Source organism: Pantoea sp. SORGH_AS_0659, assembly GCF_031453915.1.
Lineage (GTDB): Bacteria > Pseudomonadota > Gammaproteobacteria > Enterobacterales > Enterobacteriaceae > Pantoea > Pantoea leporis.
This window is the reverse complement of sequence record NZ_JAVJAK010000001.1, coordinates 1,723,876-1,745,489: the sequence shown is the minus strand read 5'-3', so window position 1 is coordinate 1,745,489 and position 21,614 is coordinate 1,723,876. Positions and strand designations below refer to the sequence as shown.

Annotated in this window: 27 protein-coding genes and 1 tRNA gene; 19 read left to right on the top strand and 9 right to left on the bottom strand. The window is 53.4% G+C overall.

Annotated elements, in window-relative coordinates; all coding sequences use genetic code 11:
• The first annotated feature begins 2 nt into the window (after positions 1–2).
• The 11 genes from fliJ to Q3H59_RS08065 all read left to right on the top strand — a co-directional run bounded on the left by fliJ (position 3) and on the right by Q3H59_RS08065 (position 9,074).
• Positions 3–446, top strand: a complete 444-nt coding sequence (gene fliJ / locus Q3H59_RS08115; protein WP_064739112.1) for a flagellar export protein FliJ — start codon at positions 3–5, stop codon at positions 444–446.
• Positions 443–1,705, top strand: coding sequence for a flagellar hook-length control protein FliK (locus Q3H59_RS08110; protein ID WP_309834172.1), 1,263 nt, complete (start codon positions 443–445; stop codon positions 1,703–1,705). Before fliJ ends, Q3H59_RS08110 begins: the two co-directional genes overlap by 4 nt.
• A gap of 129 nt (positions 1,706–1,834) precedes the next feature.
• Positions 1,835–2,320, top strand: coding sequence for a flagellar basal body-associated protein FliL (fliL, locus tag Q3H59_RS08105; RefSeq protein WP_101763951.1), 486 nt, complete (start codon positions 1,835–1,837; stop codon positions 2,318–2,320).
• A gap of 4 nt (positions 2,321–2,324) precedes the next feature.
• Positions 2,325–3,332, top strand: a complete 1,008-nt coding sequence (gene fliM, locus Q3H59_RS08100; RefSeq protein WP_064739115.1) for a flagellar motor switch protein FliM — start codon at positions 2,325–2,327, stop codon at positions 3,330–3,332.
• Positions 3,325–3,735: a flagellar motor switch protein FliN gene (gene fliN, locus Q3H59_RS08095; RefSeq protein ID WP_008105402.1), complete on the top strand. Its 411-nt coding sequence runs from the start codon at positions 3,325–3,327 to the stop codon at positions 3,733–3,735. The genes fliM and fliN overlap by 8 nt, the downstream gene beginning before the upstream one ends.
• A 2-nt stretch (positions 3,736–3,737) precedes the next feature.
• Entirely contained in the window at positions 3,738–4,133 is a 396-nt protein-coding gene (gene fliO / locus Q3H59_RS08090) for a flagellar biosynthetic protein FliO (RefSeq protein WP_192411593.1), read from the top strand.
• Positions 4,133–4,864 (top strand): flagellar type III secretion system pore protein FliP, encoded by a 732-nt coding sequence (gene fliP, locus Q3H59_RS08085; RefSeq protein ID WP_061723562.1) that lies wholly within the window; start codon positions 4,133–4,135, stop codon positions 4,862–4,864. The genes fliO and fliP overlap by 1 nt, the downstream gene beginning before the upstream one ends.
• Before the next feature lie 40 nt (positions 4,865–4,904).
• Positions 4,905–5,174 carry a flagellar biosynthesis protein FliQ gene (gene fliQ / locus Q3H59_RS08080; protein WP_008105408.1) on the top strand — a complete coding sequence of 90 codons (270 nt, stop codon included), beginning with the start codon at positions 4,905–4,907 and terminating at the stop codon, positions 5,172–5,174.
• Positions 5,174–5,962, top strand: a complete 789-nt coding sequence (gene fliR, locus Q3H59_RS08075; protein WP_101763949.1) for a flagellar biosynthetic protein FliR — start codon at positions 5,174–5,176, stop codon at positions 5,960–5,962. The genes fliQ and fliR overlap by 1 nt, the downstream gene beginning before the upstream one ends.
• Before the next feature lie 629 nt (positions 5,963–6,591).
• Positions 6,592–7,227 (top strand): transcriptional regulator RcsA, encoded by a 636-nt coding sequence (rcsA, locus tag Q3H59_RS08070; RefSeq protein ID WP_008105413.1) that lies wholly within the window; start codon positions 6,592–6,594, stop codon positions 7,225–7,227.
• Between the two features lie 143 nt (positions 7,228–7,370).
• The gene (locus Q3H59_RS08065) at positions 7,371–9,074 is read left to right on the top strand and encodes a methyl-accepting chemotaxis protein (protein ID WP_309834164.1); all 1,704 of its coding nucleotides are present in this window, start codon (positions 7,371–7,373) and stop codon (positions 9,072–9,074) included.
• A gap of 124 nt (positions 9,075–9,198) precedes the next feature.
• On the opposite strand, the gene dsrB is transcribed toward Q3H59_RS08065, so the two are convergent.
• Positions 9,199–9,393 carry a protein DsrB gene (gene dsrB, locus Q3H59_RS08060; protein ID WP_101763947.1) on the bottom strand — a complete coding sequence of 65 codons (195 nt, stop codon included), beginning with the start codon at positions 9,391–9,393 and terminating at the stop codon, positions 9,199–9,201.
• Between the two features lie 68 nt (positions 9,394–9,461).
• Complete coding sequence (locus Q3H59_RS08055) at positions 9,462–9,620, bottom strand: YqaE/Pmp3 family membrane protein (RefSeq protein WP_007891469.1); 159 nt, start codon at positions 9,618–9,620, stop codon at positions 9,462–9,464.
• Between the two features lie 313 nt (positions 9,621–9,933).
• Between Q3H59_RS08055 and yodD the strand changes: the two genes are divergently transcribed.
• The 3 genes from yodD (at position 9,934) to Q3H59_RS08040 (ending at position 12,570) form a co-directional block, all read left to right on the top strand.
• A complete protein-coding gene (gene yodD / locus Q3H59_RS08050) occupies positions 9,934–10,167 on the top strand; it encodes a YodD family peroxide/acid resistance protein (RefSeq protein WP_192411591.1) in 234 nt (77 codons plus the stop codon).
• 358 nt (positions 10,168–10,525) lie between these two features.
• Positions 10,526–11,323 carry a mannosyl-3-phosphoglycerate phosphatase-related protein gene (locus Q3H59_RS08045; protein ID WP_309836655.1) on the top strand — a complete coding sequence of 266 codons (798 nt, stop codon included), beginning with the start codon at positions 10,526–10,528 and terminating at the stop codon, positions 11,321–11,323.
• A 26-nt stretch (positions 11,324–11,349) separates the two neighbouring features.
• Positions 11,350–12,570: a glycosyl transferase gene (locus Q3H59_RS08040; RefSeq protein ID WP_101763945.1), complete on the top strand. Its 1,221-nt coding sequence runs from the start codon at positions 11,350–11,352 to the stop codon at positions 12,568–12,570.
• Between the two features lie 48 nt (positions 12,571–12,618).
• Here Q3H59_RS08040 and Q3H59_RS08035 read toward each other — a convergent pair whose 3' ends face one another.
• The 5 genes from Q3H59_RS08035 to Q3H59_RS08015 form a co-directional block, all read right to left on the bottom strand.
• Positions 12,619–12,798 (bottom strand): YodC family protein, encoded by a 180-nt coding sequence (locus Q3H59_RS08035; RefSeq protein ID WP_101763944.1) that lies wholly within the window; start codon positions 12,796–12,798, stop codon positions 12,619–12,621.
• 182 nt (positions 12,799–12,980) lie between these two features.
• A complete protein-coding gene (locus Q3H59_RS08030; RefSeq protein ID WP_255253243.1) occupies positions 12,981–13,115 on the bottom strand; it encodes a hypothetical protein in 135 nt (44 codons plus the stop codon).
• 44 nt (positions 13,116–13,159) lie between these two features.
• Positions 13,160–14,062, bottom strand: a complete 903-nt coding sequence (locus Q3H59_RS08025) for a DUF808 domain-containing protein (protein ID WP_101763943.1) — start codon at positions 14,060–14,062, stop codon at positions 13,160–13,162.
• Between the two features lie 14 nt (positions 14,063–14,076).
• Complete coding sequence (locus tag Q3H59_RS08020) at positions 14,077–14,349, bottom strand: hypothetical protein (protein ID WP_008105433.1); 273 nt, start codon at positions 14,347–14,349, stop codon at positions 14,077–14,079.
• A 70-nt stretch (positions 14,350–14,419) separates the two neighbouring features.
• Positions 14,420–14,896, bottom strand: coding sequence for a very short patch repair endonuclease (locus Q3H59_RS08015; protein WP_101763942.1), 477 nt, complete (start codon positions 14,894–14,896; stop codon positions 14,420–14,422).
• A gap of 128 nt (positions 14,897–15,024) precedes the next feature.
• Between Q3H59_RS08015 and dcm the strand changes: the two genes are divergently transcribed.
• Together dcm and Q3H59_RS08005 are read left to right on the top strand one after the other, a co-directional pair.
• Positions 15,025–16,416, top strand: coding sequence for a DNA (cytosine-5-)-methyltransferase (dcm, locus tag Q3H59_RS08010; protein WP_309834157.1), 1,392 nt, complete (start codon positions 15,025–15,027; stop codon positions 16,414–16,416).
• A gap of 124 nt (positions 16,417–16,540) precedes the next feature.
• Entirely contained in the window at positions 16,541–18,133 is a 1,593-nt protein-coding gene (locus Q3H59_RS08005) for a methyl-accepting chemotaxis protein (protein WP_309834155.1), read from the top strand.
• 41 nt (positions 18,134–18,174) lie between these two features.
• Here Q3H59_RS08005 and Q3H59_RS08000 read toward each other — a convergent pair whose 3' ends face one another.
• Both Q3H59_RS08000 and Q3H59_RS07995 read right to left on the bottom strand, forming a co-directional pair.
• Entirely contained in the window at positions 18,175–18,423 is a 249-nt protein-coding gene (locus tag Q3H59_RS08000) for a hypothetical protein (protein WP_008105442.1), read from the bottom strand.
• Positions 18,424–18,499: 76 nt separating this feature from the next.
• Positions 18,500–19,198, bottom strand: a complete 699-nt coding sequence (locus Q3H59_RS07995; RefSeq protein WP_309834152.1) for a phosphohydrolase — start codon at positions 19,196–19,198, stop codon at positions 18,500–18,502.
• Positions 19,199–19,769: 571 nt separating this feature from the next.
• Here Q3H59_RS07995 and Q3H59_RS07990 point away from each other — a divergent pair.
• From Q3H59_RS07990 to Q3H59_RS07980, 3 genes are all read left to right on the top strand, one after another.
• Positions 19,770–20,444: a hypothetical protein gene (locus Q3H59_RS07990; protein ID WP_101763938.1), complete on the top strand. Its 675-nt coding sequence runs from the start codon at positions 19,770–19,772 to the stop codon at positions 20,442–20,444.
• Between the two features lie 195 nt (positions 20,445–20,639).
• Positions 20,640–21,416: a DgsA anti-repressor MtfA gene (gene mtfA, locus Q3H59_RS07985; RefSeq protein WP_101762794.1), complete on the top strand. Its 777-nt coding sequence runs from the start codon at positions 20,640–20,642 to the stop codon at positions 21,414–21,416.
• Positions 21,417–21,519: 103 nt separating this feature from the next.
• Positions 21,520–21,595, top strand: a tRNA-Asn gene (locus Q3H59_RS07980).
• Positions 21,596–21,614 lie beyond the last annotated feature (19 nt).

The window sequence follows — 21,614 nt, the reverse complement described above, 5'->3', positions numbered from 1 at the left end:
TGATGAAAACGGCCAGTGCGATCAACAAGCTGCGCGATATGGCGGAGCAGGAACTGGAGAGTGCGGTGATTCACCTTGGCGATATGCGCCGGGGTGTGCAGCAGGCCGACGAACAACTCAGCATGCTGCTGGATTATCAGGATGAGTATCGCAACAAGCTCAATCAGGATATGTCCGGCGGCATCGCCAGCACGCGCTGGACCAATTATCACCAGTTTATTCAGACGCTGGAAAAAGCCATCGAACAGCATCGCCAACAGCTTTCCCAGTGGAATCAGCGCCTCGACAGCGCGCTGAGCAACTGGCGTGAAAAGCATAAGCGGCTCAATGCTTATCAAACGCTGATTACGCGCGCTGAGGAAAACGCATTACGACAAGAAAACCGTCTCGATCAGAAACGGATGGATGAATTTGCCCAACGGGCCGCATTGAGGAAAGGCGAATGATTACGCTGCCAACAGTTGCTACGCAAACCTCGGTTTTGGGAGACGCTGACACTTCAGTTTCATCAGATGTTTTGCAGGGCGCGGAGTCGCTGCCGCAGGGATTTATTACTGAACTCGGCAACCGCTTGCTGACGCTGGTAAAGCAACAAGCTGTTAACACGCAATCGACTGATCTGACAGCAGAAGTTGATGAAAAAGACGTCAGTAAGGCTTCGCTAAGCGCGTTATTACAGGCGCTGGAGAAACCCGATGCGTTAAACGCACTTTTACAGCCGGAAAACACTAAAGCCACGCTGAAATCAGCCGATGATAAAGACAAGAGTGAGGCAAGTTCGTTAACTGCCAGCGACTTACAGAATGTGCAGGCGTTATTCGCCATGTTGCCGGTGGTGGTAGAGAACCGCACCAGCCCAACCAGCGTAAGTAGCAGCGGAGGCGAAGGGAAAACCGACACTCGCGCTTCGCTTAATACCGCACTGTTAAGGGGTTCGCTGGACGGTGCAGTAAAAGAAGAGCACGCGCAGCCGGATGGCGCACAGAAGAAATCCAGCGATGCTGTAACGCTCTTAACGCAAACGGCCAGCAGCACGCAGAGCAGCAGCGTCAGCACCACCGCCAGTAACAGCAGCGGGTTGACGCTGGATGAGAGTTTTAAGCAGGTGCTGAATGCGCTGAGTAAGCCGGAAGCGCGCGCCGCCGCGCAGAGCAGTGATGACCCGGTGACGCCATTCACCAGCGCACCGCTCAGCGCCACCAGCTCGCTGGTAAGCAGCACCGCTTCGACCAGCACCACGCCGTCGACGCCCATGCTGAATGCGCAGCTCGGCAGCAGCGAGTGGCAGCAGGCGCTGAGTCAGCAGATTGTGATGTTTAGCCGCAACGGGCAGCAGAACGCCGAGTTGCGTCTACATCCGCAGGATCTGGGCGCTATCCAGATCAGCCTGACCCTTGATAAGGATCAGGCACAGTTAAATATGGTTTCCAGCCACAGCCAAGTGAGGGCCGCGCTGGAAGCGGCTCTTCCTCAGCTGCGTAGCGCGCTGGCGGAGAGCGGAATAAACCTGGGACAGAGTAACGTCAGCAGCGACGCCTTCGCACAGGGCCAGAGTTATCAGGGCCAGCAGGAAGGACGTCGTGACGGACAGCACGGCAGCTTTACCCTCTCCCAGGACAGTGACAACGAGATAACGCCTATTGCCGTCCCGGCAGCCCTTCAAGCGCGCGCGGCCGGTAACGGCGCTGTCGATATCTTTGCCTGATAGCCGCTAAACGCTGAAGGTAAGCGTAAAACCCGCGTCTTTTCTTCCCATTGTTTGACTTAAGACGCGGGATAATCTGTCCAGGTAAGCCGAGAGGCTTGCCCATAATTCACAGGAAGTAACTGCAAGATGTCTGATAACGCGAAAGCTAAAGGCCGCAAACGTTCACTACTACTACCGGTGTTACTGATTGTAACGCTGGCCGCTTGCAGCGTGGCAGGCTATGCAGTCTGGCGAATGATGAATAAACACGAAGGCAGCCAACCGGACGCGGCGAAAGTCGAGCCACCGGCTGCTCCCGTATTTTTTGCAATGGATACGTTTACAGTAAACCTGGTCAATCCTGACAACGATCCCGACCGTGTGCTGTACGTGGGGTTCACCCTGCGTCTGCCCGATGAGGATACCCGTCGTCGGTTGAACGATTACCTGCCGGAAGTGCGCAGCCGTCTGCTGTTACTGCTTTCGCGTCAAAGCGCGACGGCTCTGGCTACAGAGCAAGGCAAACAGGCCCTGGTTGAGCAGATCAAACAGGTGCTGGCGCCGCCGCTGGTAAAAGGCCAACCGGCTCAGGTTGTCAATGACGTGCTGTTTACCGCCTTCATTTTGAGGTGATTTAATGGGCGATAGCATTCTCTCCCAGGCTGAGATTGACGCGCTGCTTAATGGCGACAGTGACAGTGCGGAAGTAGAGAACAGTTCCAAAGGGACCGATGGCGATATCCGTCCCTATGATCCCAATACTCAGCGCCGCGTCGTACGTGAGCGTCTGCAGGCGCTGGAGATCATCAACGAGCGCTTTGCCCGTCATTTCCGTATGGCGCTGTTTAACCTGCTGCGCCGTAGCCCCGATATTAGTGTGGGTGCGATCAAGATTCAGCCGTACCACGAGTTCGCCCGCAACCTGCCGGTGCCAACCAACCTGAACCTGATTCACCTGAAGCCGCTGCGCGGCACGGCGCTGGTGGTGTTTTCACCGAGCCTGGTTTTTATTGCTGTCGATAACCTGTTTGGCGGCGACGGTCGTTTCCCGACCAAAGTTGAAGGACGTGAATTTACCCATACCGAACAGCGCGTGATTCGCCGCATGTTGAAATTGGCGCTGGATGGCTACAGCGACGCGTGGAAAGCGATTTATCCGCTGGAAGTGGAGTATGTGCGTTCCGAGATGCAGGTGAAGTTCACCAACATCACCACTTCACCGAATGACATCGTGGTGAACACGCCGTTCCAGGTGGAGATTGGAAACCTGGTCGGTGAATTCAATATCTGTATTCCGTTTTCGATGATTGAGCCGCTGCGCGAGCTGCTGGTCAATCCCCCACTGGAAAACTCACGCCGGGAAGATAATCACTGGCGCGACAATCTGGTGAAGCAGGTGCAGCACTCGGAGCTGGAGCTGATTGCCCATTTCGCCGAAACATCGCTGCGCCTGTCACGTATTTTGCAGCTGAAACCCGGTGACGTCCTGCCCATTGAGAAGCCGGACCGCATCATCGCTCACGTCGATAGCGTGCCGGTGCTGACCAGCCAATACGGCACCATCAATGGCCAGTACGCGCTGCGTGTAGAACATTTGATTAACCCGATTTTGAATTCGCTGAACGAGGAACAGCCCGATGAGTGACAGCAAGAAACCGTCCGACGACGACATCTCCGCGGACGATCTGTGGGCTGCAGCTATGAACGAACAAACCACCACCAGCGCGCCAGATCCAACTGAAAATGTGTTCAAGTCGCTGGAAAATCCTGGCATCAGCGGCTCGCTGCAGGATATCGATCTGATCATGGATATCCCGGTCAAGCTGACCGTGGAACTGGGTCGCACCAAAATGACCATTAAAGAGCTGCTGCGCTTGACGCAGGGTTCGGTGGTGGCGCTGGATGGCCTGGCCGGGGAACCGCTGGATATTCTGATCAACGGTTATCTGATCGCGCAGGGTGAAGTGGTGGTGGTGAACGACAAATATGGCGTGCGCATCACCGACATCATTACCCCGTCTGAACGTATGCGTCGTCTGAGCCGTTAAGCATGTTAAAACACACGCAAGCCGAACAACCGGTACCCAGCCAGCCGGTGGTCTCAACCGGTTCGGTGATTGGCCAGGTCAGCAGCGTGCTGGCAGTAATTGTTCTGCTGATTCTCGGCTGCGGCTGGCTGGCCAAACGCCTTGGCTTTGCACCGAAAACGGTGACCGGCCAGGCGCTGAAAGTCAGCGCGACGGTGCAGGTTGGCCAGCGTGAGCGTGTGGTCATTGTCGATACCGCCGATGCGCGTCTGGTGTTGGGCGTGACCGCCCAGCAGATCACCCATCTGCATTCGTTACCGCCGCTGCCGCCGGAAGAACGGGCAAATCAAAGCGCTGCGCCACAGGATTTTCGTCAGCTGTTCCAGAACCTGGTTAAACGTCCCGGAAAACCACAATGATGCGTCGATTACTTCCTCTTCTGCCGCTGCTGTTGCTGGCACCGGTTGCCCATGCGCAGCTGCCAGGTTTAATCAGCCAGCCGCTGGCGAACGGTGGCCAGAGCTGGTCGCTGCCGGTACAGACGCTGGTGTTCATCACCTCGCTGACCTTTATTCCGGCGGTGCTGCTGATGATGACCAGCTTCACGCGCATCATTATTGTGTTTGGTTTGCTGCGTAACGCCCTCGGCACGCCGTCGGCGCCGCCAAACCAGGTGCTGCTCGGCCTGGCGCTGTTTCTGACCTTCTTTATCATGGCGCCGACCTTCGACAAGATTTACTCCGACGCCTATCTGCCGTTCAGCCAGGACAAAATCAGTATGGCGGACGCGATTGATAAAGGTGCTCAGCCGCTGCGTGAATTTATGCTGCGTCAAACGCGCGAAGCCGATTTAGCGCTGTTTGCCCGTCTGGCCAACACCGCACCGATTCAGGGTCCGGAAGCGGTTCCGATGCGTATTCTGCTGCCAGCGTATGTCACCAGTGAACTGAAAACCGCCTTCCAGATTGGTTTCACCGTGTTCATTCCGTTCCTGATCATCGATCTGGTGGTCGCCAGCGTACTGATGGCGCTGGGGATGATGATGGTGCCGCCGGCAACCATTTCCCTGCCGTTCAAGCTGATGCTGTTCGTGCTGGTGGATGGCTGGCAGCTGCTGGTGGGTTCACTGGCGCAAAGTTTCTACTCTTGAGTGGCGTTCGCCCTCACCTTTCTTTCTCGAGGAGTGCAGCATGACACCTGAATCAGTGATGGTTATGGGCCAGGAAGCAATGCGTGTAGCCCTGCTGATGGCCGCGCCGATGTTGCTGGTGGCGTTGATCAGCGGGTTGATCATCAGCGTGCTGCAAGCCGCGACCCAGATTAACGAACAAACGCTCTCCTTTATCCCCAAGATTCTGGCCGTCGCCGCTACGGCGGTAATCGCTGGTCCGTGGATGCTTAATCTGATGCTGGATTACATTCGCACGCTGTTTAGCAATCTGCCGTACATTATTGGCTAATGATTAACCTCGACAGCAGCCAGCTGATCCATTGGGTCGCACAATTCTTCTGGCCGATGGTGCGTTTGCTGGCGCTGTTTGCCAGCGCGCCGGTGCTGAGCGAAAAATCGATTCCCAAACGCGTCAAGATTGGCCTCGCGGTATTGACCACCTGGATCATCCTGCCGGTGCTACCGCCGGTGGAGGCGACCCTGTTTACACCCGCGGGATTTTGGTTGCTACTGCAACAGCTGCTGATTGGCGTGAGCATCGGCCTGACCATGCAGTTCGCATTTGCGGCGGTGCGCATGGCGGGGGAAGTGATTGGTTTGCAGATGGGATTGTCCTTCGCCACCTTCTTCGATCCGGGCAGCCGCCTGAACATGCCGGTGCTGGCTCGTTTTCTCGATATGCTGGCCATGCTGCTGTTTCTTACCTTCAACGGACATCTGTGGCTGATTTCACTGCTGGTGGACAGTTTTCATACGTTGCCAATCAGCGATCAGCCGCTCAACGCCAATGCTTTTATGGCGTTGGTGAAATCCGCGGGATTAATTTTCCTTAATGGCATGATGTTAGCGCTGCCCTTAATAGTTCTGCTCCTCACGCTAAACATGGCACTAGGTTTGTTAAACCGTGTTTCACCACAACTCTCTATTTTCGCGGTTGGCTTCCCGATTACCTTAACGGTGGGCATCCTCAGCGTAGGGTTGATGATGCCGCTGCTCGCTCCCTTCTGCGAACATCTGTTTAGCGAAGTCTTTGATTTACTCGCCCAGTTTGTGTCAGAACTTTCCCGCGCCCGTTGATTAACTATTCTGTAGACGCCCTTAAGTAATAGTTAAGCATTCAAAATCTGTTAGTGCATTTTCTGAACCATATTTCTCAGAAATCAACTGAGGAAATTCTGATAAGTGCGCATTTTTGGTGAAAATTATTCTTATTAAACCGCGCTTCGCGTATTTTAGTCAGACGATTCCTAAGGGGCTAAACCTGCTGAATCGGTTGATTAAATGCTCAAAGGGCTGTTTTTAAACAAAAAAAATTTCACAGCGATTTTTCTTGTCTAAATCCCTTTTTTCCGGCATTGTCAACGCTCGCTGAAGCGTCATACTTTCGCCACACAAATGTTTTTAAGATTTGTCCTATCAGATTTGTCTGTGATCTGCGCGATAGTGACAGGGCTCTCAAAACAGAGCGAATAAAACACTTAATGCAAATCCTTAGCCATTCCCACTATGGCTGAGATGAGAGTGACGTGGATGTACTATAAAAAAAACTTCGCAGCACGGTTCAGGGAAGAGTCATGATGGCGCATGGACAACTATCGCCAATCTGCTGAGCAGAATAAAAAAGTGTCTTTGGAAATTTCTCTCGTACCGCAAACGCGTATTCATCGTTGATTTAAACGGATAACAAATTGGTGAGGGTCGCTATAATGCCAACGATTATTATGGATTCATGTAATTACACACGCCTGGGTTTGTCTGACTATATGTCTGCGAAAGGAGTTAAAAAGAAAAATATTACTCCTGTCTCGGATATCGACCAATTGCAACAAAGATGTGAGCAAATTAAGCCGGGCGTTGTGTTTATCAACGAAGAGTGCTTTATTCACGAATCTGATTCCAGCGATCGTATTCGTGCTATTATCATGCAGCATCCTGATACCTTATTCTTTATTTTCATGGCGATCTCGAATATCCATTTTGAGGAATACCTCTACGTTCGTAAGAACCTGATTATTACATCAAAATCGATAAAAACTTCGACGTTGGATTCCTTATTAGGCACCTATTTGCAAAAGAAACTCAACGCTTCGCCGCGTATTTCTGCCGGGCTCGACGTGCATCCACTGACATTAAGTCAGACTGAATCAAATATGCTAAAAATGTGGATGTCAGGTCATGACACCATTCAGATATCTGAGAACATGCAAATTAAAGCCAAAACCGTATCGTCACATAAAGGTAATATTAAACGTAAAATTAAAACCCATAATAAGCAGGTTATTTATCATGTCGTCCGTTTGACTGATAATGTCACCTCAGGGATTTATGTTAACGTGCGATAATTACCTTCAGTGAATAAAAGGGCTGATCATCTGATTGGCCCCTTTTCACGTTTTGAGAGTTTGATCCCACTTTCCTGCCTAATCCTTTCCCCCTGCCTGCCGATGCTTATTCTCATAACACCTACCTATATGAGAGCAAGGATATGAAAACAGCATCGATTGATGAGCAATATAAGCTCAGCATCTGGCAGAACCTGCGCCTGATGCCTTTGTTCAGTATGATCTTTGGTGGCATTCTGCTGCTTTTTGCCCTGTGCATTGGACTCGCCAGCTACTTTTTGATTCAGAGTAATAATTCCCTAAACGATGCCACCGAAGAAATTCAAATTCGTATGGGCATCTCTAACAGTTCTAACCATCTGCGTACTGCGCGACTCAATGTGCTGCAATCCGGTGCCGCCGCGCGTATTGGTGAAATGGATGGTTATCGTGCCGATTTAGCGCGCACCGAGACGCGTATTAAACAAGCGCGCGAAGGTTTTAAACTCTATATGGATCGCAAGGCGAAAACGCCGGCGGATATTGCCCTCGATGAACCGCTGACCGCCAGCTTCAATGCTTATATTGATAAAGGTCTCAAGCCGATGATTGAATCGGCTAAACAGGGCAGCTTCGAAGGCATTGTGGCGCAGGAAACTGACGTCACGCGCAAACTGGATGATGCCTACAACGCCGTGCTGCTGAAGGCGATTAAAATCCGTACTGACCGCGCCGAAGCGATTAATGCCGAAGCCGCGCATCAATCACGCATTGGCTTTATTGCTATGGCGGTGGCGTTTGCTGCCGCCTTGCTGCTGGTGCTGCTGACCTTCGTGTTCCTGCGTCGCGTGGTGATCACCCCGCTACGTCAGTCCGTTGATCGCATCGAGCGTATCGCGCAAGGCGATCTCACCGCGCCGGAACAAGCCTATGGCCGCAGCGAGATTGGTAGCTTGCTGCATAACCTGCAGCTGATGCAGGCCTCGCTGGTGCGTACCGTTGGTACGGTGCGAGAAGGCGCGGTAGCGATTTATCAGGGTTCCAGCGAGATTTCCGCCGGTAACACCGATCTCTCATCGCGTACTGAAGAGCAGGCCTCCGCGCTGGAGCAAACCGCCGCCAGCATGGAGCAGCTCACCGCCACGGTGAAACAGAACGCCGAGAACGCCCATCACGCCAGCCAGCTGGCCGCCGATGCCTCAGGCAAAGCGCGCAGCGGTGGCGATCTGGTGAGCGGCGTGGTGCAAACCATGAACAATATTTCTGGCAGCTCGAAAAATATTGCCGAGATCACCAACGTCATCAACAGCATCGCCTTCCAGACCAATATTCTGGCGCTGAATGCTGCGGTGGAAGCGGCGCGTGCCGGTGAGCAAGGCCGTGGTTTTGCCGTGGTGGCCAGCGAAGTACGTAACCTGGCGCAACGCAGTGCGCAGGCGGCGAAAGAGATTGAAACGCTGATTGCTGAATCGGTGGGGTTGATCACCAACGGTTCACGCCAGGTCGGCGAAGCCGGTAATACCATGGGCGAGATTGTTGAAGCGGTGCGGCGCGTGACGGACATTATGGCGGAGATTGCCGCCGCGTCGGATGAGCAGAGCCGTGGCATTCAGCAGGTGAGCCTGGCGGTGACCGAGATGGATAACGTGACGCAGCAGAACGCCTCGCTGGTTGAGGAAGCCTCTTCGGCAGCGGCTTCGCTGGAAGATCAGGCCGGCAGATTGACGCAGGCGGTGGCGGTGTTCCGTTTGAATGACGCACCGGTGGCGCACGTGGCTAAAGCGGCGCAGTCTGCGTTGCGTACGCCAAATCTGGCGCCGCGTCCTGCATTGGCGACGTCAGGGAATGATAACTGGGAGACGTTTTGATTTGAGGTAGTGCGCGGTATTCCTCACCCCGGCCCTCTCCCACACATGGGCGAAGAAGTGGATGTTGCGCCGATCTTTCCCCTCTCCCGCTTGCGGGAGAGGGTTAAGGTGAGGGGAAAATTAATCAAGCCTCTTCATACGGCTCCACAAAAACCCCTTCAGCATGATCGCTTTCATTAAAGAACCAAATCCCCAGCGGGTAATCTTCTAACGCCACCAGATACATGATGCCTTCATTGAATGCTTCCACTGCCAGCACCGTACCCACACGGCGCGGGCCGCCGTCGGTTTTAACCGTAACGCGATCGTTCACCTTCATTGATTACTCTCCACAAATTGTCCTGCGACACAGTTTAACGGAAGATAATCAACACTGCCTGATCGCGATCAGCGTCGGGCGATAACCCACACCGCATGCACGATGCCTGGAATGTAGCCGCACAACGTCAGCAGAATGTTGAGCCAGAAAGCCCCACCAAAACCGACTTGCAAGAATACGCCCAGTGGTGGAACCAAAATGGCGATGACAATACGTAAAAAGTCCATATTCACTCCCTGATATCACTTAACAATCAATCGCTAAGCATAGTCGCTGTTACGCACTGTGCACTTAAAGGCAGGTAAAACTCTGTCAAGATGCGCTTTTTCGCTTTCTTAACGTTTCGCAGAGAGACTTTTGACGCAGGCTGCTCGTACACTTCTCAGTACTGCACCAACCCCAAAGGCGCAGTCAACCTAAAAGTAACAAGGATTTTTGCCCGCGCAGCGCGGGCTTTTTTTTGCCTGCCATTTGCCCTCCGCGCCCTCTTTTCACCAACGACTATACTGGTGTAGATCCGATTGCCTCCGGGAGGCCGCCATGACCACTGCAAAAGAGTACAGCGAGACAGTTCAGCGCGAAGTGAATGTCGATGTTGATGCGTTGCTGGAAGCCATTCAGAAGAGAACGTCGGGCGAGGTAAAAGAGTTTATGGAAGCCGAAGACGCGCATCGCGTTACGGTAAATGGCGCAGCCTATGGCTCTTACTCCGAGCTAGCGGAAGCTTTCGAACTCGACATTCGCGACTTCGCCAGCAGCGAAGTGAACCGCTGAAATCGATTTCAAAAAAATACCCGGCGGGATGGCCGGGTAAAGTAAATCAGTAAGTTCGTTACACCAGGGAATTCTTAACACCCTGTCAGATTACGCCTTAGTCTGATTAAGACAAGACTCATCCCTGCATGTAAATCGAACAATTTTGTATAAGCATTCATGTGAATCGTCCTACGCGCCGCGTCACTGCTGGTTTCAGCTGTGCACGAAATGTGCATCGCGCCTTCCGTCACGTTTGCCATTTAAGAATTATCCTGGATGTCGCTGGCCGGGTCGCGGGAAAAAGTGTGATCGCGATTCCGCTATTATACTGATTACTCTTCGCTTTACGGATGCCACTGGCGTAAGGAGTGTGATGATGCTGAGTCTTAACTCTTCCCTGATGATCATTACCGATCTTGATGGCTCATTGCTGGATCATCATGACTATAACTGGGATGCGGCCAGTGAATGGCTGGCGCGTCTGCAACAACATCAGATTCCGCTGGTGATTTGTTCCAGCAAAACGGCGGCCGAGATTATTCCGCTACAAAAGAAGTTAGGCATTGTCGGTGCGCCCTTTATTGCTGAAAACGGTGCGCGCGTGGTGTTGGGTGGTGAACACACGCCGCCGATCGAAACCAGCGCCAGCTATCATGCGCTGTGCCAGACGCTGCAGGCGTTGCAGGCACGATTTCGCTTCAACGGCTTTCATGAATTTAGTGATGCCGAAGTCGCACGTTTTACCGGTTTAACCCTTACCGAAGCCAGCCAAAGCCGCCTGCGCGAAGCGTCGGAAGTGGTGTTGTGGCGCGATGACGAACAGCGTTTACCGGAATTCCGCGCGGCGCTGGCAGAACACAATCTGGCGTTAACCCAGGGCGGGCGTTTCTGGCATGTGATGCCCGCCGGCACCGGCAAAGGTATCGCGCTGGCGGACATTCAGCAGCATCTCGCCGCGCAGGAAGGAGAAGCGCGCACCACAATCGGCTTGGGCGATGGTCCTAACGATGTGCCGATGCTGGAGCGCGTTGATTATGCCGTGGTGATAAAAGGCTTCAGTAAAACGCCGGTGGAGTTGCAACGCACCGATACTGAGAACGTTTACCACACCGCGCACGTCGGTCCGCAGGGCTGGCGTGAAGGTCTGGACTATTTTCTTGCGCCGAATGAGTAACGGCCTTTAACCAAAAGGATGAGACGATGAGTGATTTTTACCAGAATGGTGTCATTACTAATTTCCATAATCTCACCCACCGCAGCGTCGAATCGCTGGAAAAAGAGATGGTGCGCTTCTCACGCAAACGCAAAATGGGGCTGATATTGCCGTCGCTGTTCTCGGAACTGGAAGGCCCGGCGCTGGATAATATCGTTAACGAACTGGCGAAGGTACCTTACCTGGAGGAGATTGTGATTGGCCTCGACCGCGCCGATCGCGACCAGTTTCTGTTTGCGCGTGAGTTCTTCTCCCGCCTGCCGCAGCGCCATCGCATTTTATGGAATGACGGGCCGCGCCTGAAAGCGCTGGATGCCGAACTGGATAAAGAGGGTTTATCGCCGAGCCAACCCGGCAAAGGGCGCAATGTGTGGTTCTGTACTGGCTACACGCTGGCTTCCGACCGCACTCAGTGCGTGGCGCTGCACGACTGCGATATCGTCACCTATGAACGCGGCATGCTGGCGCGTTTGCTCTATCCGCTGGCCAATCCGTCGTTTCAGTATGAGTTCTGCAAAGGTTTCTACGCGCGCGTCGCCGACGGCAAGCTGAATGGCCGCGTCGGGCGTTTGCTGGTCGGTCCGCTGCTGCGCTCCTTGCAGAAGGTCTACGGTCACTCGGAATATCTCGATTACCTCACCAGCTTCCGCTATCCGCTCTCTGGCGAGTTTGCCATGCGCACGCATGTGCTCAACGGCATCAAGATTCCTGGCGATTGGGGATTAGAGATTGGCGTGCTGTCGGAGATTTATCGTAACTACACCACGCGTCAGACCTGCCAGGTTGAGATCGCCGATAACTACGACCACAAGCATCAGCCGCTGGCCGAAGATGATGGTACCGGCGGATTGAAACGCATGAGCAATGACATCGTGCAGTCGCTGCTGCGTAAGCTGGCCACCATGGGCGTGCCGCTCACCAGCGATTCGTTCCGGGTGTTGAAAGCCACTTACTACCGTAATGCGCTGGACATGATGGAGATCTACAACCACGAAGCCACCATGAACGGCCTCAAGTTTGATCAGCACATTGAGGAAGCGGCGGTAGAGATGTTCACTCAGGCGATTCTCGATGCCGGACAAGCCTTTATTGAGCGTCCGAATGAGAAACCCTTTATTCCCAGCTGGAGTCGCGTGCAATCGGCTTTCCCGGATATTCTGCAGCGGATTTATCAGGCGGTGGAAGAGGATAACGACGGTAAGGTGTAATGCAGGGTTGAACCACATTCGGGACGACAGGCATCGTCCCGAATGTGTTTAACTGGCCAGCTGTTGCGCGCTCGATACGTGACTGAGTTCATCACTGCGAAACGCCTCACGTCGCACGCTGTAACCATCATACCAACGACACTCTACCATTCCGCTGGCATAGCCGGTGACCACCATGGTGGGTCCGCCCTGTTTGTGCTGAACTTCGTCACTGATTGCAAAGATCATACCGCACCTCCCTCTTTCATCGTTAAATGACCGAATTTAGGTATAGCAGCTGTGACCGATTTTTTCCTATACGATTAATCTATTACTGCTACTAAATCAGAATAAGCAGTTAAAAACTCTGTAAATAAAAAAAGCCGACAAAATTTATTGTCGGCTTTGATAGCACGTCCTGGACAGGAAAATTAGATTTTGCAGCCTTCGCAATCCGCTTCGTCGCTGATATCCGCAGGCACTTCGTTGGCTTTTTCTGCCGCTTTGGCTTCAGCCTGTTCCAGCTGTGCATCGATATCAAATTCAAACATATCGTCGTTCATCATCGTTCTCCTGACCGTGATTAAAAATTTACAGCGCTTTATAACTGCTAGCCGCGCAGCTTAGCAATCAGATTTACGCCCAACAGCACGATCGACCCAATGATAAAGCCGATCACCAAATTGGCGCCGTTGCTCAGCAGTGCCGAGACCAAACCGTTGAATCCGGCGCTGTATTCCGTAATAGCGTGATGTAGCGGCGTGATGCCGTGCACCACAATGCCGCCACCAACCAAAAACATCGCCAGCGTGCCGACTAACGTTAAGGCTTTCATCAACCAGGGGGCAAAGGCCAGCAATACGCCGCCAATGGCCTGCGCGACCGTGGAAGATTTCTCTTTTAACCAAAAGCCCAAATCGTCAATTTTAACAATCATCGCCACGATGCCGTACACGCCAATGGTCACCAGAATGGCGACACCGGCGAGAATCAGCACCTGATTCAGCAGCGGCGCCTCTGAGACGATGCCCAGCGTGATGGCGACAATCTCCGCCGAGAGGATAAAGTCAGTGCGCACTGCGCCTTTTACTTTGTCCTTTTCAAACGCCCGCGGATCCTGCTGCGCCAGTTTGTCGAGACGCTGCTGACGCGCCTCCGGACTCTGCTCGGCCTTATCGTGATTGAGGCTATGCAGCACTTTCTCCACGCCTTCGTAGCAGAGATAGGCACCGCCAATCATCAGCAGCGGCGTAATCAACCAGGGCGCAAACGCCGAGATCAATAACGCCAGCGGCACCAGAATGAATTTATTAAGAAAGGAGCCTTTTGCAACGCTCCATACAACGGGCAATTCACGGTTGGCTTTGACACCGCTAACCTGCTGCGCATTCAGCGACAGATCGTCACCCAATACGCCTGCGGTCTTCTTTGCCGCAACTTTGCCCATGACCGAGATATCGTCGAGCAGTGTTGCAATATCATCCAGAAGGGTGAGTAAACTGGTTCCTGCCAAAGTGGTATTCCTTATTATTCCGGTTCGTGATCCTGACAACAGGGGCAACGCTCAATCGCCGTCACTGACATATCGGCAATGCCCGCACAGTCCCATTCGACGCGTAACGGCCCCGTCAGATCCCCGGCGTGCAAATACTTGCTCACCGGACTTTCCGTCATGCCGCTGATCTCTTCGGTGGCTACCAGCCGGTCGCCAAGATAAATGCGCGCCGTGGCTTGGGTTGTCACCATCCGCTCATCGCGGAGTTGATACAGGCGCTTAACGGTAAGTTTGATGCTGCTCATGGCTCAATTCCGCGTCCCAGAGAAAAGGGAGATCTAAACTGTTATAGCGGCTAAAAGCAACAATCTCGCACTATTCAACGCGATAGTGATGCAAGCCCTGATGGTCGATTTCGCTGCTGTCGGTTGCGGCCAGCAGCCACTCTTCTAAACGTTCAATCAGCGCGCTGTCCTGCAGCTGCAGTTTGCCGCGCAGCGCGCACTCCCAAACAATCAGTACTTTCCAACCTCCTTCGCGCAGTTGTTCGACGTAACGCCGGTCGCGCTCAACGTTACTGTTAATTTTGCCACTCCAGAATTCGGTACGCGTGGCCGGCATTTTGAATAAGTAGCAGTGATGACGATGCCAGAAGCAGCCATGAACAAAGATGATCGCTTTCTCGGCGGGCAGGACAAAATCCGGGCGGCCCGGTAGCGCTTTATCCTGTACGCGATAGGTGAAGCCGCGATCTTTGAGAATCAACGCAATACGCTGTTCAATCGCGGTATCCTGATTGCGAATCGCGCGCATGTTTTTGCTGCGAATGGCTTGCGAGTGAACGTCTGCCATGGCGTCTCCTTGTATTAGCGCTTCTACAACTTTAGCGGTTTAAGCCAAAAGCGAAAGCACACCGCACGCCAATTTCCTCGTTGCGTGATGAGTGTTAGCATAGCCGCTTCACTGTTAAGGAAAAACGCATGCTCGCTATCGACCCCGTCTCGCCCTCCCCGTTAACCGCCGATCAGGATGACGCGACGTCGCTGTTACTGCAGGTGCTCGATATCTATGCCGCACGCGATGTGGTTATCACCTTAACTGAAGCCGGTGGCCGCGACTGGAGCGTGCCGCGTTTGAATCGCATCCGCGCCGGTAAAAGTGCCGCGCCGGCGCTCTCCAGCCGCGAAGTGGCCAGCCTGCAGGCTTTGCTGCCGCAGCGTCCGGCGCATTATGACGACGCCAAATTCCAGTTTGTCGATCTGTTTGCCGGTATCGGCGGCATTCGCCGTGGCTTCGAGCAGATTGGCGGTCAGTGCGTGTTCACCAGCGAATGGAATAAAGAAGCGGTGCGCACCTATAAAGCCAATCTGTATAGCGATCCACAGTTGCACCACTTCAACAGTGATATTCGTCTGGTAACGCAGCCCGCGGGCATCAGCGATGAGCAGGCAATTTATCAGCATATCGATCGCACCATTCCCGATCATCAGGTGCTGCTGGCCGGTTTTCCTTGTCAGCCCTTCTCGCTGGCGGGCGTGAGCAAGAAGAATGCGTTGGGTCGCGCGCACGGTTTTGAGTGCGAAGCGCAAGGCACGCTGTTCTTCGATGTGGCGCGCATTCTCGCCGCCAAGAAACCGCCGTTCTTCGTGCTGGAGAACGTGAAAAACCTCAAGAGCCACGATAAAGGCCGCACCTTCGCCATCATCATGGCCACGCTGGATGAACTCGGTTATGACGTGGCCGATGCCAATGACGACGGTTTGCCGGATGCGAAAATTATCGATGCGCGCCATTTCCTGCCGCAGCATCGTGAGCGCATCGTGCTGGTGGGCATTCGCCGTGATAGCGGGCTCAGCAACGGCTTTTCGTTGCGCGCCCTGCCCGCGCTCTATCCGCAAAAGGTGCCGTCGTTACACAGCCTGCTGGAACCCGAGCCGGAAGCAAAATACACGCTATCGCCAACGCTGTGGAACTATCTGTATCAATACGCGAAAAAGCATAAAGCCAAAGGTAACGGCTTCGGCTTTGGCCTTAACGATCCGCGTAATCTGAACATTTGCGTGCGTACTTTATCGGCGCGCTACTACAAAGATGGTTCGGAAATCCTCATCGATCGCGGCTGGGATCACGCGCAAGGCGAAGCAGATTTCCAGCAGGCGGAGAATATGGCGCGCCGTCCGCGTCGTTTAACCCCGCGAGAATGTGCCCGCCTGATGGGGTTTGAAGCGCCGGGCGAGGCCAAACTGCGCATTCCGGTTTCCGATACGCAGGCCTACAAGCAGTTCGGCAACTCGGTGGTGGTGCCGGTATTTGCTGCGGTGGCGCAACTGTTATTGCCGCTGATTGAACAGTACGCCGTGCAAAAGGCGTAGCGATTCAGGACCACAATTTTATTTAGGGCCGCGCTTTATGCTGTTTTCCGCCTAATCGCGCCCGCTGTCACCAAACTGTCACGCGTGCTGCCAATACTCCTGTTTTATTTTTTGGAGGCGTGTGATGTCACTTCTATCTGTTATCACTCTGCCGTTGCGGTTACGCGCGCGGTTTTCCCCGCGTATTCCGCTGTGGCTCACCAGTTTACGTAGCCAGTTTTTGCTGTTCATTGCGCTGTTCTGCTTGCTGCAGTTTGCCGGCGTGCTGCTACTGAATACCCACGTTAACCAGACGCAAACCTCGTTGCAGCAGGCGAATCAACTGCGCGAACGTCTGGCCCTGCTGGATAAAGCGCGCATCGAACTGCTTACCGCCAGTGATAACAGCCATCGCGCCGGTATTTATCTGATGCAGGATCAACAAAGTGGCTCGGTGGATAGCTGGAAAAGTCTGGCGGCGGCAGCCGATGACTCGTTAAAGCATGCGCAACAACAGTTCGCCGCCTACCACGCCCATGCGGATAGCCCGCTGGCGCAAGGCTTCGCCATGCTGGCGGCAGGATTGCAGGAGCAGCTGAAAGGATTAGCGGCCAACGACATCAACGCCTTTTTTATGGTGCCGATGCAGGCGTTTCAGCAGCAGTTTAATGATGCCTGGTTCAGTGAAATCGAGCAGGCCAATCAGCAGCTCAGCAGCGTGAATCAAAACACCCTCAGCACCTTGAAGCAGAGCCGCAATCTGTCGCTGATGGTCAGCGCGGTACTGATGACGCTGTTAGTGCTGGCGTCCAGCCTGCTGATGCGCGGCGTATTGTTGCCGCTACGTCGCGCGAATGCGCAGCTGGAACAGATCGCCACCGGTGATCTGGTCGATGCACAAAACCTTCCGCGTCGTCAGTCGCTGGAAACGCGCCAGCTGTTCCAGTCAATTGAGACCATGCGACGCGGCTTGCAGCAGATTGTGCGCGACATCAACACGGTGGCGGTCAGCGTGGCCGCCGGCGCAGAAGATATGCAGCAGCACAATGAGAAAGTGATGCAGCAACACCAGCAGCAAAATGCCAGCTTCCATCATCTGTCGCAGCGCTTAGATCGCGTTTCTGAAGAGGTGGAGATTGGTGCCCAGTTCTCGCAGCAGGCGACGCAGGAAGCGCAATCTGCCGATGCGTTGATGCGTAACTGCGCACTGGAAGTCGATAAGATGGAAACCCAGATGCAGCAAATTGTCACCGCGTCGGATGATATCGCCGGGATTGTTGGCATGCTGGATGACTTGTCGATGCAGACGCGTTTGTTATCGCTGAATGCCGCAATTGAGTCGGCACATGCCGGCGCTTACGGCCGCAGCTTCTCGGTGGTCGCCAAAGAGATGGGTTTGCTCTCGCAGCAAAGCGGTGCCTCGACGCGCCAGATTGACGGATTGATTCAGCATACGCAGCAACATGTGCATGCTGGCTTCGATAAGGTGAAAGCGCTGGAGGTGCTGTTCGCGCAGATCAGCAGCGCGGTGTCTGGCGTGGTGACGCAGCTGAACGAGCTGCAGCACAACAGTGCTGCGCAGAGTCATCGGGTGAAAAAGATTGCGCTGGAAGTGGTGGAGATGAGCGGACAGCTGCAGCAGAACGAAGCGCTTAACGCCCATCAGGTGCAATCGGCAGTGCAATTGCGCGCCTTATCGGACCGCCTGGCGCAGCGCGCGCAGCAGTTCCGTACTTAATCTGCAGGCATAAAAAAACCCGTCAGTGACGGGTTTTCTGCTTATTTCTTCTTCTTACTTTTCTTCAGCAGTGCACGAATCTGCTTCAGTTCCGCAGCGGAGAGCTGATCTTCCACCGCTTCCTGAGTATCCAGACTATCAATGGCCGGTTGCGCACCCGCATCTAAACTGGCCTGCAGGCGATTAACGATCTCCTGACTCATGGAGATTTGGTTATCGGCGGCTAACTGTTTGATGTGCTCTTTCAGTGCCGGGTCAATTTTGATGGTTAAGTTAACGGTCTCGGTCATTTTCATACTCCCTTTTGATTTACAACAACGTAGCGGAAGCAGATGAAACTTAACAGACTGTCATAAAAATTTAATATTACGAGTGTATAGGGCTGAAATCTCTTAACACCGATTCATCGATGGAGGTCAAATTGCCCTGCAGCTCGGCGCAAAGTTTGCCCATGTAGTGGACGAGAAAATCGGCGTTATGTTCCGCCAGCAGGCGTCCAGCTTCGGTTTGCATGGTTTGCGGTAAACCCAATAGCTTTTTCTGGAAGTGATCCAAGGTCCACTTCACATCATCCAGTTCCCGATCTTTTCCTAACGGATCTTCGCTATCAAACAGCGGACGACCTAACGCGCCCGCCGTATAGAAAACGCGTGCCAGGCCGATAGCACCTAATGATTCGAGACGATCGGCATCCTGCACGATTTTCGCTTCCAGCGTTTGCGGCGTGATACGCGCACTAAAGCTATGAGCCTGCACCGCGTGCGCAACGGCATCCAGCCGTTCGAACGGGAAGTCAGGGAAATCTTGCTGCAGTATGCGGCGCGTCTCTTCCGCGGCATAAGTTGACGCTAAATGACGTTCGGGATGGTTTTTCGGCAGGTTGACCACATCGTGAAAATAGCAGGCGGTCATCACGACCATAGGATCGGCGTCGCTGTGCTGCATGATGCGCTTAGCACTCATCCAGACGCGGCGCAGGTGCGCGATATCGTGGGCTTTGTCGTCATGCAGCCAGTTGAGCTGCAGCCAATTCTCGTAGCGTTGTTGCCAGTGAGTAAGTGACATCGTGCTTCTCCTGTTATTGCTGTTATCTACGTTCCTGCGGACATCATAGCGGCCTGGTCATGACACTTTTTTTACATCCGTCCAGGCGGTGCCAGGCGTAAAAAATGAGATCCCGATCTTGTTATAACGCTGTTAACGCCGCTTGCACAGCAGCCATTGCGATTTCGGTATTTCCTTAGTGCGTTTTAGTTAAATAACTCTGTTCAATAGGTTTAATATATTCGCGTCATCAACAAATTTCGCTTTAGGGATAAATTCCAGTTATCTGTGCTGATAAATGGGGCTTCTTAGAGGCAGATCAACACGGCATAATCTGAAAAGGTTCCCATAATGGCCTTTATAACGTACTGTATCTGGAAAATTTATGGCTTCTGATCCCTTGCAAAGTCCTTTTCAGCACACATTTTGCTTATGAACCATTTTTTACATCTAAAATTGCCAGAATAGCCTGATACTAAGTCGACAAATTATTAAGCAAACTGATTCAAACCCATTATGCTAGCTCTCACATCTACGGATGTTAGGGGATTCTTCGCAGTTTCCGGGTTTGTGACACATTAAGAGGTATGCAATGAAAGAACGGCCGATTCTTTTTTCCGAACAGCGGGTACGCGCCCTGCTGGTTGGCCAGCAAACGCAGACCCGGCGCATTATGAAAACTCAAGCCTTTGGTCCGGGTCAGGATCATCATGAAGGCGTACACGCATTTGATGTCAGTGCCAATCATCTGCACGGCTATAAATTGATGTCGATGACCGATGTCAGTTCGCACTGCCCATTTGGTCAGGCGGGCGATGGTTTGTGGGTACGTGAAACCTGGCGCGGCCCGATCGTGCCGGAGGCGATGCTGGCGGATTACGAACGCGATCCTCTGCCGTTCCGCAATGCGGCTTACTGCCAATATCGCGCTGACAGTAATGAATTAGGACAGCTGGATGAGAATATGCAGAATGCCGAGCAGTTTGGCTGGCAAACCGCGATTCATATGCCGCGCTGGGCCAGCCGCATCGACCTGCAAATCACCTCGGTGCGAGCCGAGAAGATTCAGGACATTAGTGAAGATGACATCATGGCGGAAGGCGTGCAGACCGATTCGCACTTCCTGAATAACTTCTTCACCATGAATATGAATTCAGAATCGCCAAAAGAAGCGTACCGCAAAGCGTGGCAGAAACAGTACGGCGCCACCAGCTGGGAAGTGAACCCGTGGGTTTGGGTGATCGCGTTCCAGCGGGTTGAACGATAAGACGTCCCCTCCCCCTAACCCTCTTCCGCAGGCGGGCGAGGGTTGGGGTGAGGGCAAACTTACTTTCCCGCTTTGCCACGCCAATCACAGACAAATCCCCCATTAACTGGTTGAATCTTCGGCTTTGATTACGCGCTGGTAATTTCCCCTTTGCCGCGCCAGGATACTGTTTTCGTCTGAAGAGTGAGTGACGCAATGTTCAAATGGCCGTGGCATGCGCAAATAGAGACTTCAGTACTGGCGCTGCCCTGGCAACAGGCGCTGGCGCAGCCGATCTTTTCACTGCTCGATCCTGATGAAAAAACCGCGCTGGTTACGCTGGCGCAACGCTTCCTGCAGCAGAAAAAAATCTCGCCGCTGCAAGGCCTGCAACTCGATGAACTGTTACTGACGCGTCTGGCGCTGCTGTTCTGTTTGCCAGTGTTGAAGCTCGGTCTCGAATGGCTTGATGGCTTTCATGAAGTGCTGATCTATCCTGAACCTTTCAATGTCGACGATCGCTGGGAAGATGATAACGGCCTGGTACATCACGCGCCGGCGGTGCACGCTGGACAAAGCTGGACGCAAGGTCCGGTGGTGTTAAATGCGCTGGATATTCAGGATTCGCTCGATCTCTCCGGTTTTAACCTGGTGATCCACGAAGTGGCGCATAAACTCGATGCGCGCGGCAGCGGCTATACCAGCGGCATTCCGGTGATGGCGCTGCGCGATGTCGCCAGCTGGGAGAAAGATCTGCTGCAGGCAATGGCGGAGATTGAAGCGGAAGTTGAATTAGTCGGTGAACAAGCGGCGACCATCGATCCTTACGCCGCCAGCGATGCGGCTGAATGTTTTGCGGTGCTATCGGAGTATTTCTTCAGCGCACCGGATTTACTGGCTAACCGTTTCCCGGCGATGTATCGCCATCTGCAGCAGTTCTATCGTCAGGATCCCCTGGCGCGACTGGCGATGCTGACAGCAGAACCTGCTTAAATCGCGATCGCTTTGTACTAATGCTAGCCAGTTGAATACAAATGTGTTTTAAGCTGTTGACACCTGCAAGGGGCGCCATTAATATTCGCCTCGTTCACACGATTCCTCTGTAGTTCAGTCGGTAGAACGGCGGACTGTTAATCCGTATGTCACTGGTTCGAGTCCAGTCAGAGGAGCCAAACTCTTGTTTTCATGCCG